The following is a 13,643-nucleotide window of genomic DNA, read 5'->3' on the forward strand; positions in this document are numbered from 1 at the left end:
GGGCGGCAGGGCCACCTGCCGCCCTTTCAGTTTCACGCTATTCCATCTAGGTTCGCGAACATGTTCGGGACGTTTCTTCTAGCAGCTCTGGTCACGTCGATTTCCGAAGATCTTGCACAAGAGAATGCACACGTTCCGAGATCTTCCGCGCAAGCTAATCCTGAACCGCATCGCGCGCCGCCGGGCTATGACCTGGTTTGGTCGGATGAATTCAACGACGGCGAACGACCTGATCCGCAGCGCTGGGCCTATGACACGCATAGGAACGCGCACGGCTGGTACAACGATGAGCTGCAATATTACGCGGCAAACCGGATCGAGAATGCTCGGTTGGAGAATGGACGGCTAATCATCCAGGCACACCATGAGACGCTTCTTGATCGGAGTGATCATGGCGGTCAGGAATACAGTTCGGCTCGCCTGTTTACGCAAGGTAGAGCGGCCTGGACTTACGGTTTTTACGAGATTCGCGCAAAGTTGCCCTGCGCCCGTGGCACATGGCCGGCAATCTGGTTGCTGCCCGAAGATCCGGATGTCAAATGGCCAGTAGGCGGTGAAATTGATATCATGGAACATGTTGGATACGACCCTGGCGTGATCCATCACTCAGTCCACACCAAGGCCTTCAATTTCGACAAGGGTACGCAGCGCACGGCGAGCCATGAGTTAGAAACGGCGTGCAGGGCCTTCCATCGCTACCAGCTTCTCTGGACTCCGGAAGTGCTCTTGTTCGGTGTCGACGATGCGCCGAAGTTTGCTTTTCGCAAGCAACGCAGCGGCAATTCACGCTGGCCTTTCGATAAACCGATGCACTTGATCCTGAACATCGCCGTCGGCGGAAAATGGGGCGGTCGCAAGGGAGTAGATGAGGAAAGTCTTCCCGCGAGCATGGAAATCGATCATGTGCGCGTCTACCAAAGGTCTGAAACAGGGACGAATTAGGCCATGGGTAGGCGCCGTCAGGCAGTCACGATCAAGCATGTTGCGGCAGACGCGGGCGTCTCGCTGCAGACGGTCAGCCGCGTCATCAACAATGAGCCCAATGTCCGCCCCGAAATGAAGGATCGGGTCCAGGCGTCGATCGACAAGCTGGGGTATGTACCCTCGATTGCGGCGCAGCGGATGAGCGGATCGCGCTCCTACATAATTCTCGCCCTCAACGATCGCGAGCGCACGATCGCGGACTGGCGGGCGCGGGAAGGCACCGACTGGGTCGACCAGATGCTGCTTGGCGGGATGCTCAAATGTGCCGAGCACGGCTATCGCCTGATCATCGAGCTGGTTGATACGCACAACGACCATGTGGAGCGCGAGCTGCGTTCGGCCATTGCCGCGCTGCAGCCTGATGGCGTGATCCTGACCCCGCCACACTCAGACAATCCGTTGATCGTGAACCTGCTCGACAAGCAGAAGATACCCTTTGTGCGGATCGGCTCGCTGGCTAACGGCGCAGGCATCCCCGTATCCATGGATGACGAACATTCGGCGCACATGGCGACCCAGCACCTGATTGAGATTGGTCACAGGAAGATCGGCTTCATCGCAGGTTCGGAGGAGTACAGCCTGAGCGGCTGGCGTGTCGACGGATGGAGGTCGGCGATGGAAGCTGCAGGCCTCCCAACGCACGGCCTTCTAGAGCGCGGCGACTTCAGCTACGCTTCGGGCGAAACCGCGGCGCGCGAATTGCTCGGCCGCCCGGATCGACCAACAGCCATCATCGCCAGCAATGACCAGATGGCCTTGGCGTGCATGCATGTAGCAAATGAGATGGGTCTCGAAATACCTGCCGACCTTTCGCTGATCAGTTTCGATAACAACCCCAGCGTGCGTTTTACCCGGCCAAAACTTACCGCGATCGACCAGCCAATTGCAGAGACGGCTTCGGTCGCTGTCGATCTGATCATTAGTGCGAAAAAGGGCGAAGAATTGCCCAAGGAAACGGTGGTTGTAGCTGCAAGCCTCGTCGAGCGCGGCTCGGTAGCGCCGCCGCGTGACTGAGCCAATTGCAGCGCAGCAAGAAGCTGAAAGCCAGTTGCGGAGATTCATGCTCCTTTACGCCTTGGCATGGGCCGGCGGAGCGATTTCTTATGTACCGTTCCTGACGATCCTCCTGCCGGTTCGGGTGACCGACCTTGCGGGGCCGCAAGATCTCGATTGGCTATCCTATATCGCGTTCACCGGAGCTGTTGCGGCGAGCATCGGGAATATCTTTTTTGGCTGGCTGAGTGACCTCACACGAACGCGAAAGCTTTGGATCACAATGGGACTTGTCCTGTCGTGCCTGCTTCTGGTCTCGGTACCGGTCGCTAAGACCCTGATCCCGCTGCTCGGCATTATCGTGCTGTGGCAATTGTCGCTGAACATGATGCTGGGCCCGCTTGCCGCATGGGCAGGTGATTGCGTGCCCGATCATCAGAAGGGCATGCTCGGTGGCCTGATGTCGATCGCTCCGGCCTTGGGCGCTTTGTCCGGTGCGCTGGTCACAATTCCGGGTGCAGCGGCGGCCGATCAGCGGCTTTGGCTCGTTGTGGGAATGGTCACTGCGGCTATGCTGCCCATTGTGATATTCGGAAACCCCCGTCCGTTTCCTGCATTGACCCGGCCAATCGCCAAATCGGATCGGCCGAGTGGCCTTGAAACATTGCGACTTCCGACGGTGCAAAGAATGTGGCTGGCGCGTTTGCTGGTACAGATAGCCGAGGCTGCGCTGTTCGCATTCCTCTATTTCTGGTTACGCTCGATCGCACCTGACTTTGGCGACAATCGCACCGCCGGCCTGTTCACTGTGGTGCTCGCCGCATCGATTCCGATTGCGATGATTGCCGGAAGGTGGGCAGACCGCGTAGGAAGGCCTATCCTTCCGCTGGCCTTCTTCGCTTTTATCACCGCGGTTGGTCTTTCGGGAATGGGGCTCGCTGCAAGCCTGACTGCTGCCATTGCCGGGTATGTCATCTTCGGGATCGCCGGCACTGCCTTCCTCGCGCTCCACGCCGCGCAAACCTTGCGGTTCCTGCCGAGCCCGCAAAATCGCGGACGTGACCTGGGCATATTCAATCTCACCAACACGATTCCATCATTGATTATGCCGTGGCTAACGCTCGGGCTGGTGCCGATATTCGGCTTCTCGGGCCTATTCTTCCTTCTGGCTGGATTGGCCCTGATAGCCAGCGTATTGTTGTTCTCCATTTCCCGTTGATCTTCCGCACTTGCATTTTCGTACGGGCCATGCAATTCAGCCATTGAGAACGTTCCCAAGAGGGGGCTGAGGGCTGAGATGGGAAGGGTAGAGAGATGACGCGGAATGGCCGCGCCAAACAGTGGCGTCATTCGGTTTGTGCTGCAGTATTGATCGGATTGGCAGGCTGCGCAGCTGTGCCCGGTATCGAATCTGTCGGTAACGCAGAAATCGCACAGCCGCTTGGCGAGGACGCAATAGTCGCCGACATTGTTTCGCGAATGTCTCTTGAGCGCAAGATCGGGCAATTGATCCAGCCGCAGATCAACTCTTTTTCCGCCGAAGACATGGAGCGCTATCGCTTCGGCAGCTATCTCAACGGTGGCAATGGTGGCCCCTACGGTGACGAATTCGCCCCCGCATCGGAATGGTTACGTCTCGCCGACGAGATGTACGATGCCTCGGTGAAGCCGCTGCCCAATGGCGAGCCCGCTATTCCCGTGATGTGGGGAACCGATGCGGTCCATGGCCACTCGAATATCGTGGGCGCAACACTTTTCCCGCACAATATTGGTTTGGGCGCTGCCGGGGACCCGGACCTTGTGCGCCGCATTGGATATGCGACAGCTAGAGAGATCGAAGTCACCGGGATCGACTGGAATTTTTCCCCTACCGTTGCTGTGGCACGCGATGATCGCTGGGGCAGGACATACGAAAGCTATTCCGAAAATCCCGAACTGGTTGCGAAACTGGGCGCGGCTTTGATTGAAGGCCAGCAAGGCATACCGGGAAGCGAAGGCTACCTTGGCGATAGCCGGGTGATTGCTACTGCGAAGCATTTCTTCGGCGACGGGGGAACCGCCCAAGGTGTGGACCAGGGCGAAGTTAATGGCGACATCGATGAACTAATCGCGTTGCATGGACGGCCTTATCCCGCCGCAATCGATGCTGGCGTCGAAGCGATCATGGCGAGCTTCAACTCGATCAATGGCCGCAAGATGCACGGCAACAGGCCACTGCTTACCGATGTCTTGCGCGGCGATATGGGGTTTGATGGCCTCGTGGTGGGTGACTGGAACGGACACGGACAGATCGAAGGTTGCACTGTAACCGATTGCCCCCAATCCCTGATGGCCGGGCTCGATATCTACATGGTGCCCGACGACTGGAAGCAGCTGATGGATTCGCTTGTCGCGCAGGTAGAAGACGGGACGATTCCGATAGCGCGCGTGGATGAAGCGGTGACGCGTGTATTGCGGGTCAAGTATCGCGCCGGCCTTCTCGGCCCAGATGCCAAGCGCCCGTCTGAGCGCGGTGTTGCGGGGCAGTATGAATTGCTGGCATCGGCCGAACACCGTGCGCTGGCGCGCGAAGCCGTCGCGAAGTCGCAGGTACTGCTCAAGAACAATGGTGTGTTGCCTCTCAAGGCTGGTGCCAACGTGCTGGTTGCGGGCAGTGCGGCTGACGATATTGGTCAGGCGTCCGGCGGCTGGACCTTGGAATGGCAAGGTGGCCGCAAGGACCAGCTGGGACGTGACAGGTTTCCCAAGGCATCGTCGATCTGGGACGGGATTCACCAGAATGTCTCTGCCGCGGGCGGTACGGCCACGCTTTCGGAAGATGGCTTGTTCGAGAGTCCCCCCGATGTTGCTGTCGTCGTCTTTGGCGAGCGGCCGTACGCGGAGTTTGCCGGAGACCAACGCGATTTGGTTTTCCGCGACGAAGAGGGATTGGAACTGCTCAGGGGCTTCCAAGAGGAAGGCATTCCAGCCGTTGCTGTTTTCCTTTCAGGCCGACCCATGTGGATTAACCGTGAAATCAACGCAGCAGACGCTTTCGTTGCCTCTTGGCTTCCTGGTAGTGAGGGCGCTGGCGTTGCCGATGTTCTGACAGGCAAAATGCCGGCAACGGGCACGCTCTCATTCTCTTGGCCAGAAACTTGCGAAGGTGCGCCGCTGAATGGACCAGATGGCGCGTTGTTCGCTTATGGCTACGGCCTCTCGCTCAACGATGTCTCGCCCCTTGGAGAGCTCAGCGAGGAATGTGCGGCGCTCTCGATAGTTGAAGGCGCGGAGATGTTCGGTTCCGGCCGACTAGGGTCTGGTGTGAGCGCTTTCGTGGGTCGTTTGGACGGGGCAGGGTTTGAAGAGCTCATGCCGCAAATGCGTGGCGATATGAATGGCTCGGGCGTAGTTTCGCGCGGCTACGACCGCGATGCGCAGGAAGACTCGAGAGAGATATCCATGCGTCCCGGCTCCTACTTTGGTCTAGAGCAATCGAGTGACACGGCCGGCGCCTATCGCATTTCCTATGAGGTAACGAACCGACCAACAGGCTCAGTCAAGTTGCGCTTTGGCGATGGCAGGGCCTTCGATGTCACTCGACAGTTCGAGTTGGCTTCGGGCAAAGGTTGGCGCGAGATGGTTCTCACACCTGAGTGCTATAATGACATTGGTCCGCGTATTGCCTTCGAATCCGAAGGAGAACTAACCTTCCGCGTTTCCAGCGTTAGGCGCGAGGATTTGCCTGAAGGAACAGAATGTTCGTTCTGACCACGAACATTCGAATTGGCTTGAACGCGGTCCGGGGACGCGAGAATTTCACCGGAGATGGAGAGGGTAGGGCGCCAGCAAGTGTGCCCACCCTCGGGGGAGAAAGACAGTGACGCTCGAAACCATCGATATCGTGATTATCGCGCTCTACGCGGTGGCGCTCCTCGGGATCGCCTTGTTTGTTTCGCGCGAGCCAAAGGGCCACGACAAGAATACCGAGGATTACTTCCTTGCCGGGCGCGCCTTGCCATGGTGGGCGATCGGTGCCTCGCTGATTGCGTCAAATATCTCGGCCGAGCAGATCATTGGTCAGTCCGGACAAGGCTACGCCGTCGGGATGGCGATTGCCGCCTATGAATGGCAGGCCGCGATCGTCCTGATCATTGTTGCTAAGTATTTCCTGCCGATCTTCCTCAAACGCAAGATTTACACCATGCCGCAGTTCCTCGATCAGCGGTATGGTCACGGCGTGAAGACGCTCATGAGCTTCTTCTGGGTGGCGCTATACACGGCCGTAAATCTCACAACAGTGCTTTGGCTCGGTGGGCTTGCAGTTACGTCGCTGACCGGCTGGAGCGTGATGACAGCGATGGCGGCGTTGGCCGGCTTTGCTGCGCTTTATTCGCTTTATGGCGGCCTCAAGGCCGTCGCGCTGACCGATATTATTCAGGTCGTGATCCTGATCTTGGGCGGCTTCGCGATTACCTGGATCGCGCTTGATGCACTTCCCGCTGATGGCGCACTTGGTGGCCTTGGGATGCTGATGCAGGAGATGCCGGGCCATTTCGAGATGATCCTTGATGAAAGCAATCCCGCCTATTCGGATCTTCCTGGTATCTGGACGCTTCTGGGCGGTCTGTGGGTGCTGCACTTCAGCTATTGGGGTTTCAACCAGTATATCATCCAGCGCGCGCTGGGTGCCGAGAATCTCGGTGAAGCGCAGAAGGGCCTGGCCTTTGCGGCGCTGCTCAAGATTCTCGTGCCTTTCATCGTGGTCATCCCGGGCATTGCCGCAGTTATCCTTGCGCAGCAGGGCATGCTCAATGGCGCAGCGTTGGCCGAGAAGTCGGACCGCACGTATGGCGAGCTGATGAGCTTTGCCCCTGCGGGCCTACGGGGTCTTGTCTTCGCCGCTCTGATTGCTGCGGTGGTGAGTTCGCTCGCTTCGATGATGAACTCGATTTCGACCATTTTCACCATGGACCTTTACCGCAGCTGGAGGCCGGAGAAACCCGAGCAGCACTACGTCACCGTTGGCCGCGTCGCGGCGTTCACCGCGATGGTGCTCGCGCTGTTCCTGGCCCGTCCCTTCATTGGCGGCTTCGAAAGCGGGTTCCAGACGGTTCAGGAATACACCGGCTTCATCGCACCGGGTATCGTGGTCGTGTTCCTGCTTGGCTTCTTCGACAAGAAGATGAATGCAGTGGGCGCGTTCACTGCGCTGCTTGGCTCGCTGGCCGTGAACGTCGCGCTCAAGTTCGGCTTGCCCGATGTGCCGTTTATCATCCGCATCTGGGGCGTGTTTGTGCTCTCGATTATCGCAGCAGCAATTGTGTCACGTATGACTGGCGCGCCCGAGGAAGAGCGCACAGTGAAACTGGGCGATATTGGATTTGCGACGACGATGCTGTTCAACACGCTAGCGACGTTGACAATCGCGATACTTATCGGGCTCTACGTCGTCTTCTGGTAGGTGCTACTCGCCGGCTTGTGAGACGGAGCTAGCCCAGCAGTTGCGCGGCGAGCTCCGCATTGCCCGAAGCCTGCAGCAACCGGATGGTTTCGCTCGTTGCGAGCGCATCCCAGTCGATGGCTGCCTCTTCCTGCCAAGCGAGCGGGAAGACTTCGGCCGAGCGCAAAAGTTCCACGGTCTGAGCGTGCAGTGCCTCTGGCGATAAATCGCCTGGTACCTCCCGTTGCGCTGCTGGGGAGTCGTCATCCCAGGGCGAGCGAAGCTGCCGATCGCGGACGAACTGCCAGGCGTTCACCAGATGCGCCCCGCTTCGCTCCAAAGTTAGATTGGGGGCCGCACGTCCGAGCGAACCGGGCTTCACGGCGCTCACTTCGAAGGAGGAGTCCAGCGACTGAAGATACGCAGCTATTGCCGCGCCCAGTCCTTCGCCCACCAAGTGCAGTTTTTCTCCGGAGAAGCAGGCGAGAACTGTTCGGATTTCTTCAGCCATACTCGCGAAGATGTCGGCATTCGCCAGGTGAAGCGCCGGACTATGGCCGTGACCCGGAAGGTCGAGTGCCGCGTAGGGCACTGTGCCATCAAGAATGTCGAGGATGGCTTGCCAGCGCTTTGATGAGGTGCCCGCACTGTGCAGGAACACTAGTCGCGATCCGCTGCCGGTGTCGTTGCGGCGCAAGTGTAGCGAGGATGACGCCGTTCCAGCGTAGTCACGACGCGGCCCGTGAGGCGCAGCAGGACGGGATTGCTCGAAAGCCGATAGATTTTCACGTGCCAGCAGGTCGTTCAAGGCCCCGATCTGCACAGCGTACCGCTCCGGCAACGTCGGGCCCGCTCTCAAGACGTGCACGTTCTCGGGCAGGCCCTTGGCGATCAGGTCGTCGGCAATGCCCAGTACCGGGCTGCCCTCCCACCGGTTCATGACGATGGGCGCTGTGCTACCAGCGAAATGTTCGATGGTTTCGACCTCGAAAGCGGCGCGATAGGCCTTGTCGTATTGCTCGCCGGCGTCGAGATACCGCAGCAAAATTTGCTGGATCACCTCTACCGGAGGGCGGGGTAAGGGCAGGCGATCTGCGGGATCGGTCGAATTCCACGGGAACGACAGAAACAGGTTCGCGCACATGTCCCAATAGGTCATCAGGTGCCCGCCATCCCTGCGCGGGGTTACCTCGGGAAAGTAGTCCTCCATGATCCGAGCGCGCTCGGGCGCATCGATGTGACCATTCGCGTCGAGCATCACCAGCGCCAATCGCTCCGGCTGGTGCTTGCCCATTTCGATGGCGATTTGTGCGCCAGTCGCCGCGCCGTAAACGATGAACCTCTCGATCCCCAGCGAGTCAGTAAAAGCAAAGACTTCGTTGGCGTAGTCTTCCATTGTTGGATTTTTGCCAATGGTGTCGTCTGACAGGCCGTATCCCGGAGTATCGGGAGCAACGCAGGTGCACAGCTGCGAGAACGCCTGCATCGCGGGAATGAGCGCTTGCGAGTCCTGCGGCGAAGGATGCAACATGATTAGCGGCGGACCTTCTCCCCCAATCCGGTAATGCAGCTGCGCGCCGCTGTTACCCATAGCTTGATAGGCCGTACGGATAGGCTTCGGGTGATTGTTCATCGGGTTGGACCTTGACGGGAAGGGGCGGGCTGCTTTCACCGCACTTGTGAAATGTCCGGACAAATTTTACAAGTGCGGGAATCGAGGAGAGCTTCCGCCCATGCCGCAGCAAGAATCGTCCCAGAAGTGACGCGGGAGGGAGCCGAAAGAGTGACCTTGACTAAGGGCTATAGTCCAGGCGGAGGCGGCCAGATCCATTGGCGCATTTGGACCTCTACTACAGAGCCGTCTCAACCAGATCTCGTCTGCCTCCATCCTGCCCCACTGAGCGGGCTGGTCTTCCAGAACATTGCCCCTTTGCTCGCAAAAGACCGGCGCATCATTGCGCCCGATTATCCGGGCTATGGTGGCTCCAGTCCCATCGAAAGGCAGCCGAGAATCTCGGACTACTCCGCGTCGTTGGAGGAACTTGCCCGCGATCTGTGCGGTGACGTAGAGGTGGATGTGCTTGGCTTCCACACGGGATGCCTAGTCGCCGCCGAATGGTCGATCACGATTCCGTCACGCGTACGCAAAGCTTGCCTCATCGACATACCCGCGCTCGAAAGTGGGGAAGCAGCTCCGCTCGCGATCAAGTACCGTGAACCATTTGTCCCCGGCGAAGACCTTTCCAGTCTCGGACCGATCTGGGAGCGAACCTACCGAATCCGGCGCGAAACACAGGGCGAAGAACAGGGCTTCGGGATTTTCGTCGAACAGCTGCGGGCCGGAGCGGGGATGAACCAAGCGTTCCACGCGGCATTTTCCTATCCATGGGCAGAGCGGTTCCCGCAGATATCCTGCGAAACAATGGTATTGGCCTCGCAATCCGGCTTGCTCGACGGAACTCGAGCCGCGCATGAAGTTATTCCGGATGCCAGGCTGGTCGAACGGCTGGATATCAAGCGATCGGTGCTCGACGAAGCGGCCGAACTGACTGCGGCGGAAGTTCTCTCTTTTCTGGACCGATCAACATGAGTGGTTGGGTGTCGCGCCTCAGCGCTATCGTAGCGATTGCCCTGGCGTCATCGGCCTGCGCGCACGCAAGTTCGAACGAGGAAACTAGCGCCGCCAGCGACGTCGTCACCAGCGAAGCTCACGCTCGCCTCATATCACAGGGCTGGCGCGAGACGCTGGTCAGCGTAAGCGACCTTGCCGAAATGGAGCGTTTCTACCACGAAGTGCTGGGCTGGGAAATACGCACAAAAGGTGAAGTGCCGCGCGAGCAGCTGGCCGCATGGAATCTGCCGGGAGAGGCGTCCGCAAGCTTCGTGCTGGTCGCCAACCCGCAGACCGACCGCGGTTTCGTCCGGATCGTCGATTTCGATGGCGTCCCGCAGCGCCGCATTCGCGAGCATGACCAGGCCTGGGAAACCGGCGGGATCTACAACATGAATATCCGCGTGGCCGATATCGCTGCTGCGTCGACCAAGACCACCCAGGCCGGCTGGCAGGCGCCATCGACTCCAGTGAATTTCATTTTCGGGCCTTTCGATGTGTGGGAATGGATTCCCCGGCACCCCGACGGAGTGCGCGTTGCCCTGATGGAGCGTGTTTCGCCTCCGCTAACCGGATGGCCCCATCTCAAGACATCATCGCGCGCATTCAATTCGACCCAGATCGTTGCCGATCTCGAGCGCGCAGCGGCATTCTATGAGGGCATACTGGGTTTCGAGGTTTATCTTGATCACACCGGGCCCAGCACCGAGCCGGGCGAACATGTACTGGGGCTATCGCGCGAGGCGATGACATCGGTCTCGCGGACAGTGAAGATAGTCAATCCTCCCGGGTCGCCGAATGATGGCTCGGTCGAATTGCTGGAATTCCAGGATTACAGCGGACGCGATTTCTCCGAACACGCCGTGCCGCCCAATCTTGGCAATCTGATGCTGCGCTTCCCGGTTTCGGACCTCGGCGCATTGGTCGCGCATTTCGACAAGCACGAAATCCCGCTCGAGTACCAGCCCATCGAGCGCGAGCTTGCCCCCTACGGTAAGGTCAAAATCGCAGCAGTCCGTGCACCTGACGGAGCATGGCTCGAATTTTTCGAAGAAGCGGAAAGCTAAAACCCTCCTGACGAATATCTTCCCCGAACCCAGTCCTCCCCGCACACAAGGAAACGCCCAATGCCAGCCTACATGATCATCGCCTGCAAGATGCACGATCGCGACAAGTTCGTCGCCGGATACGGCAAGGCAGTGCCACCATTGGTGGAGAAGTTTGGCGGTGAATACGTAATCGTCGCGCCAGGCGCCGAACTGCTCGAAGGAAGCCTGGAAGGATATGGCTCGGTCGCCGTTTCGAAATGGCCGGACAAGGCGGCAGTGCTCCGTTTCTGGAATTCGCCCGAATATGCCGAAGCCAAGAAGCTTCGCGAAGGCCTCGCCGATTGTGAGGTGATGGTGGTCGAAACACCCTGACACCATATCCGCCCTTCGCAGCAGCCCTATTTTCTCAGGAAACTCTAATGCAAGATATCTTCGTTCCCGAAAGCAAACCCGAAGACGCGCTGGTCCACCAGCTCCACACGGTCACGATCATCACCCATGATCGCGAGCGCTTTGAGGCGATCTTTACCGAGGGATACGGCCTCACATCATCGGGCTGGGTCACGCCAGACGACGAGACCCGCAGCTATCTCGGCTTTTCCGCCGAGCACGACATCGCGACTTGCGGTTTCACGAAAACGGGCGAGGGCGCGAACCTCCAGGTGCGCGTGATCCATGTTGCCCAGGAGACGCCGCAAGTGCGTCCCGAATGGATGGGTCTGTACGAGGGCGGGGCTACGCTGAGCTTTCCGATGGTCGACCTGCGAACGCATGAGAAACGTATGAATGCCATCGGGGTCGAAAGCACGATCGGGGTGAAAGAAATGGACTTCACCAGCCCGGCGGGCGAGACCTACACTTCGGCCGAGATCGTCTACAAGGCTCCCGAACATATCTTCGTCATGGGGGTCACGCGGCCTGAAATCTTCGTGCCGACCGGCCCGATCGATCCGGAGACGGGGCTCGGCGGTCCATCCTATTCGGCGCGCTGCATCACCAAGGCAGATGCGGTGAACGATTTCCTCGCCAATGTGCTGGGCTATGAAATCCGCCGCGATACATACTTTGAAGTCGGCGAGCGCTCAGCGCTGCATATGCCCGAAGGCACCAAGGAGCGCTTTATCCAGGCTTTCGCGCCCGGTGCGAGCACCGGTTACCTCGTGCTGATGGACCATGAAGAAGCGACACGCCCAAGCCCCGCGCCGGGCCGCGGCGCGCCGAACCGGGGCATCGCGATGTGGAGCTTTGAAACGGGAGATATCGACGAGGTTAGGCGACGTGCGGGATCGGCCGGAATAACGATTGTTCAAGATGTAGCAGAGCGCTCGAGCCCGCTGATGCCGCGGGGCAGGACTATGATCCTCGAAGATCCCGACGGGTTTCCGATTGAGATAGTAGAACCCACTTAGCTGATAGCCGATTTCGCCTTGAGGAAAGGCAAGGTCGAAAGTGGCGGAGACGGAGGGATTCGAACCCTCGATACCCGAATAGAGTATGGTTCCTTAGCAGGGAACTGGTTTCAGCCACTCACCCACGTCTCCGCAACGTTCGTGTTTTCGCAGTGGCTTGCGAGGGGCGCGCTATAACGGGGTGCAATGCGCCCCGCAAGGCCCGTGAACATCCGCATTGATGGTGTGGGTAGAGGGCGCTTCTGACTCGCTTCACCGCAATTTCGATTCGGTTCATCGACGGGCAATTGCCCGCGGCCCACCATGCGATTCTGGTTACGAAGGACAGGTCCGCCGGACCGAGGGAGCACTCGCCATGTCAATTCGCCGTATTCGCATTTTCGCAGCCGGCCTGGTCGCCACTTTGGCCATGCTGGCGAATCCAGCAATCGCACAGGTCGAGACCATTGATCCAAACAACGCGATCGATGCCGACCTGGTCCAGACGCAAGAGCAACAGATTGCGACGGCCGCGCCTGCTGCCCCTTCCCCGCAAGTGCAACCCCAAGCGGATGCGACAGCGGTCGATGCCGAAATTGCTCCCAGCTGGTCTGATCCCGTGCCGGAAGAGGCAGCCGCGGAAGATCCGGGAACTTACGGCGAGGATGATCTGATCGGCGCAGCCGAGGGTGTATTCGGCAAGGGCTCTGAGGGTCTTGCGAAGATGATCGAGAGCCTGCTGAAAGACCAGGGTCGCCCCAATGGTTACATCGTCGGTCGTGAAGCCGGCGGCGCATTCATCGCCGGAGTGCGCTACGGATCGGGCACATTGTATCACAAGATCGAAGGCCAGATGCCGGTCTACTGGACCGGTCCGTCAATTGGCTTTGATGCGGGCGCCAATGCAGGAAACACCTTCGTGCTCGTTTACAATCTCTACGACACCGAAGAGATGTTCGAGCGCTATCCTTCGGGCGAGGGGCAAGCTTACCTGATCGGCGGACTGCACGCGAGCTATCTGCGCAAAGGCGATATCGTTCTCATCCCGATCAGGATGGGCGCCGGACTGCGACTAGGCGTGAACGCGGGATACATGAAATTCTCGAAGAAGCAGCGCTGGTTACCATTCTGACCAGAGAAGAAATTTGCCCAATCCCGTCTTGGGTGTCCGATTCCCGCTTGCCGTAGGGGCTGTT

At 59.0% G+C, this 13,643-nt stretch carries 11 protein-coding genes and 1 tRNA gene; 10 read left to right on the top strand and 2 right to left on the bottom strand.

The window, feature by feature from the left end; translation table 11 throughout:
- Positions 1-60 precede the first annotated feature (60 nt).
- From ACEWMW_RS06805 to ACEWMW_RS06825, 5 genes are all read left to right on the top strand, one after another.
- Complete coding sequence (locus ACEWMW_RS06805; RefSeq protein ID WP_409413136.1) at positions 61-942, top strand: glycoside hydrolase family 16 protein; 882 nt, start codon at positions 61-63, stop codon at positions 940-942.
- 3 nt (positions 943-945) lie between these two features.
- Positions 946-1,998, top strand: coding sequence for a LacI family DNA-binding transcriptional regulator (locus ACEWMW_RS06810; protein WP_409413137.1), 1,053 nt, complete (start codon positions 946-948; stop codon positions 1,996-1,998).
- Positions 1,991-3,196: an MFS transporter gene (locus ACEWMW_RS06815; RefSeq protein WP_409413138.1), complete on the top strand. Its 1,206-nt coding sequence runs from the start codon at positions 1,991-1,993 to the stop codon at positions 3,194-3,196. Before ACEWMW_RS06810 ends, ACEWMW_RS06815 begins: the two co-directional genes overlap by 8 nt.
- 95 nt (positions 3,197-3,291) lie before the next feature.
- Complete coding sequence (locus tag ACEWMW_RS06820) at positions 3,292-5,727, top strand: glycoside hydrolase family 3 protein (RefSeq protein WP_409413139.1); 2,436 nt, start codon at positions 3,292-3,294, stop codon at positions 5,725-5,727.
- A 109-nt stretch (positions 5,728-5,836) separates the two neighbouring features.
- Positions 5,837-7,420 (top strand): sodium/sugar symporter, encoded by a 1,584-nt coding sequence (locus ACEWMW_RS06825; protein ID WP_409413140.1) that lies wholly within the window; start codon positions 5,837-5,839, stop codon positions 7,418-7,420.
- 28 nt (positions 7,421-7,448) lie between these two features.
- Here ACEWMW_RS06825 and ACEWMW_RS06830 read toward each other — a convergent pair whose 3' ends face one another.
- The gene (locus tag ACEWMW_RS06830; protein ID WP_409413141.1) at positions 7,449-9,032 is read right to left on the bottom strand and encodes an alpha/beta hydrolase; all 1,584 of its coding nucleotides are present in this window, start codon (positions 9,030-9,032) and stop codon (positions 7,449-7,451) included.
- Between the two features lie 150 nt (positions 9,033-9,182).
- Between ACEWMW_RS06830 and ACEWMW_RS06835 the strand changes: the two genes are divergently transcribed.
- From ACEWMW_RS06835 to ACEWMW_RS06850, 4 genes are read left to right on the top strand one after another with little or no spacing between them, the layout of a single operon-like run.
- Complete coding sequence (locus ACEWMW_RS06835) at positions 9,183-9,989, top strand: alpha/beta fold hydrolase (protein ID WP_409413142.1); 807 nt, start codon at positions 9,183-9,185, stop codon at positions 9,987-9,989.
- Complete coding sequence (locus ACEWMW_RS06840; RefSeq protein WP_409413143.1) at positions 9,986-11,077, top strand: VOC family protein; 1,092 nt, start codon at positions 9,986-9,988, stop codon at positions 11,075-11,077. Before ACEWMW_RS06835 ends, ACEWMW_RS06840 begins: the two co-directional genes overlap by 4 nt.
- A 60-nt stretch (positions 11,078-11,137) precedes the next feature.
- Entirely contained in the window at positions 11,138-11,431 is a 294-nt protein-coding gene (locus ACEWMW_RS06845; protein WP_409413144.1) for a DUF1330 domain-containing protein, read from the top strand.
- 47 nt (positions 11,432-11,478) lie between these two features.
- Positions 11,479-12,468, top strand: a complete 990-nt coding sequence (locus tag ACEWMW_RS06850; protein ID WP_409413145.1) for a VOC family protein — start codon at positions 11,479-11,481, stop codon at positions 12,466-12,468.
- Between the two features lie 41 nt (positions 12,469-12,509).
- Here the strand turns inward: ACEWMW_RS06850 and ACEWMW_RS06855 are convergent.
- Positions 12,510-12,600: transfer RNA gene (locus ACEWMW_RS06855), tRNA-Ser, on the bottom strand.
- 223 nt (positions 12,601-12,823) lie between these two features.
- On the opposite strand from ACEWMW_RS06855, the gene ACEWMW_RS06860 reads away from it, so the two are divergent.
- Positions 12,824-13,579, top strand: coding sequence for a DUF1134 domain-containing protein (locus ACEWMW_RS06860; RefSeq protein ID WP_409413146.1), 756 nt, complete (start codon positions 12,824-12,826; stop codon positions 13,577-13,579).
- The last annotated feature ends 64 nt before the right edge of the window (positions 13,580-13,643 follow it).

The sequence above is a fragment of the Litorerythrobacter xanthomarinus genome (assembly GCF_046254955.1).
In the GTDB taxonomy this organism is placed as follows: domain Bacteria; phylum Pseudomonadota; class Alphaproteobacteria; order Sphingomonadales; family Sphingomonadaceae; genus Qipengyuania_C.

What these genes read in the sequence shown, in the direction of transcription:
- ACEWMW_RS06840 (WP_409413143.1), top strand. Translation starts at nt 9,986, where the DNA reads ATGAGTGGTTGGGTGTCGCGCCTCAGCGCTATCGTAGCGATTGCCCTG.
- ACEWMW_RS06845 (WP_409413144.1), top strand. Translation starts at nt 11,138, where the DNA reads ATGCCAGCCTACATGATCATCGCCTGCAAGATGCACGATCGCGACAAG.
- ACEWMW_RS06820 (WP_409413139.1), top strand. Translation starts at nt 3,292, where the DNA reads ATGACGCGGAATGGCCGCGCCAAACAGTGGCGTCATTCGGTTTGTGCT.
- ACEWMW_RS06805 (WP_409413136.1), top strand. Translation starts at nt 61, where the DNA reads ATGTTCGGGACGTTTCTTCTAGCAGCTCTGGTCACGTCGATTTCCGAA.
- ACEWMW_RS06830 (WP_409413141.1), bottom strand. Translation starts at nt 9,032, where the DNA reads ATGAACAATCACCCGAAGCCTATCCGTACGGCCTATCAAGCTATGGGT.
- ACEWMW_RS06850 (WP_409413145.1), top strand. Translation starts at nt 11,479, where the DNA reads ATGCAAGATATCTTCGTTCCCGAAAGCAAACCCGAAGACGCGCTGGTC.
- ACEWMW_RS06810 (WP_409413137.1), top strand. Translation starts at nt 946, where the DNA reads ATGGGTAGGCGCCGTCAGGCAGTCACGATCAAGCATGTTGCGGCAGAC.
- ACEWMW_RS06860 (WP_409413146.1), top strand. Translation starts at nt 12,824, where the DNA reads ATGTCAATTCGCCGTATTCGCATTTTCGCAGCCGGCCTGGTCGCCACT.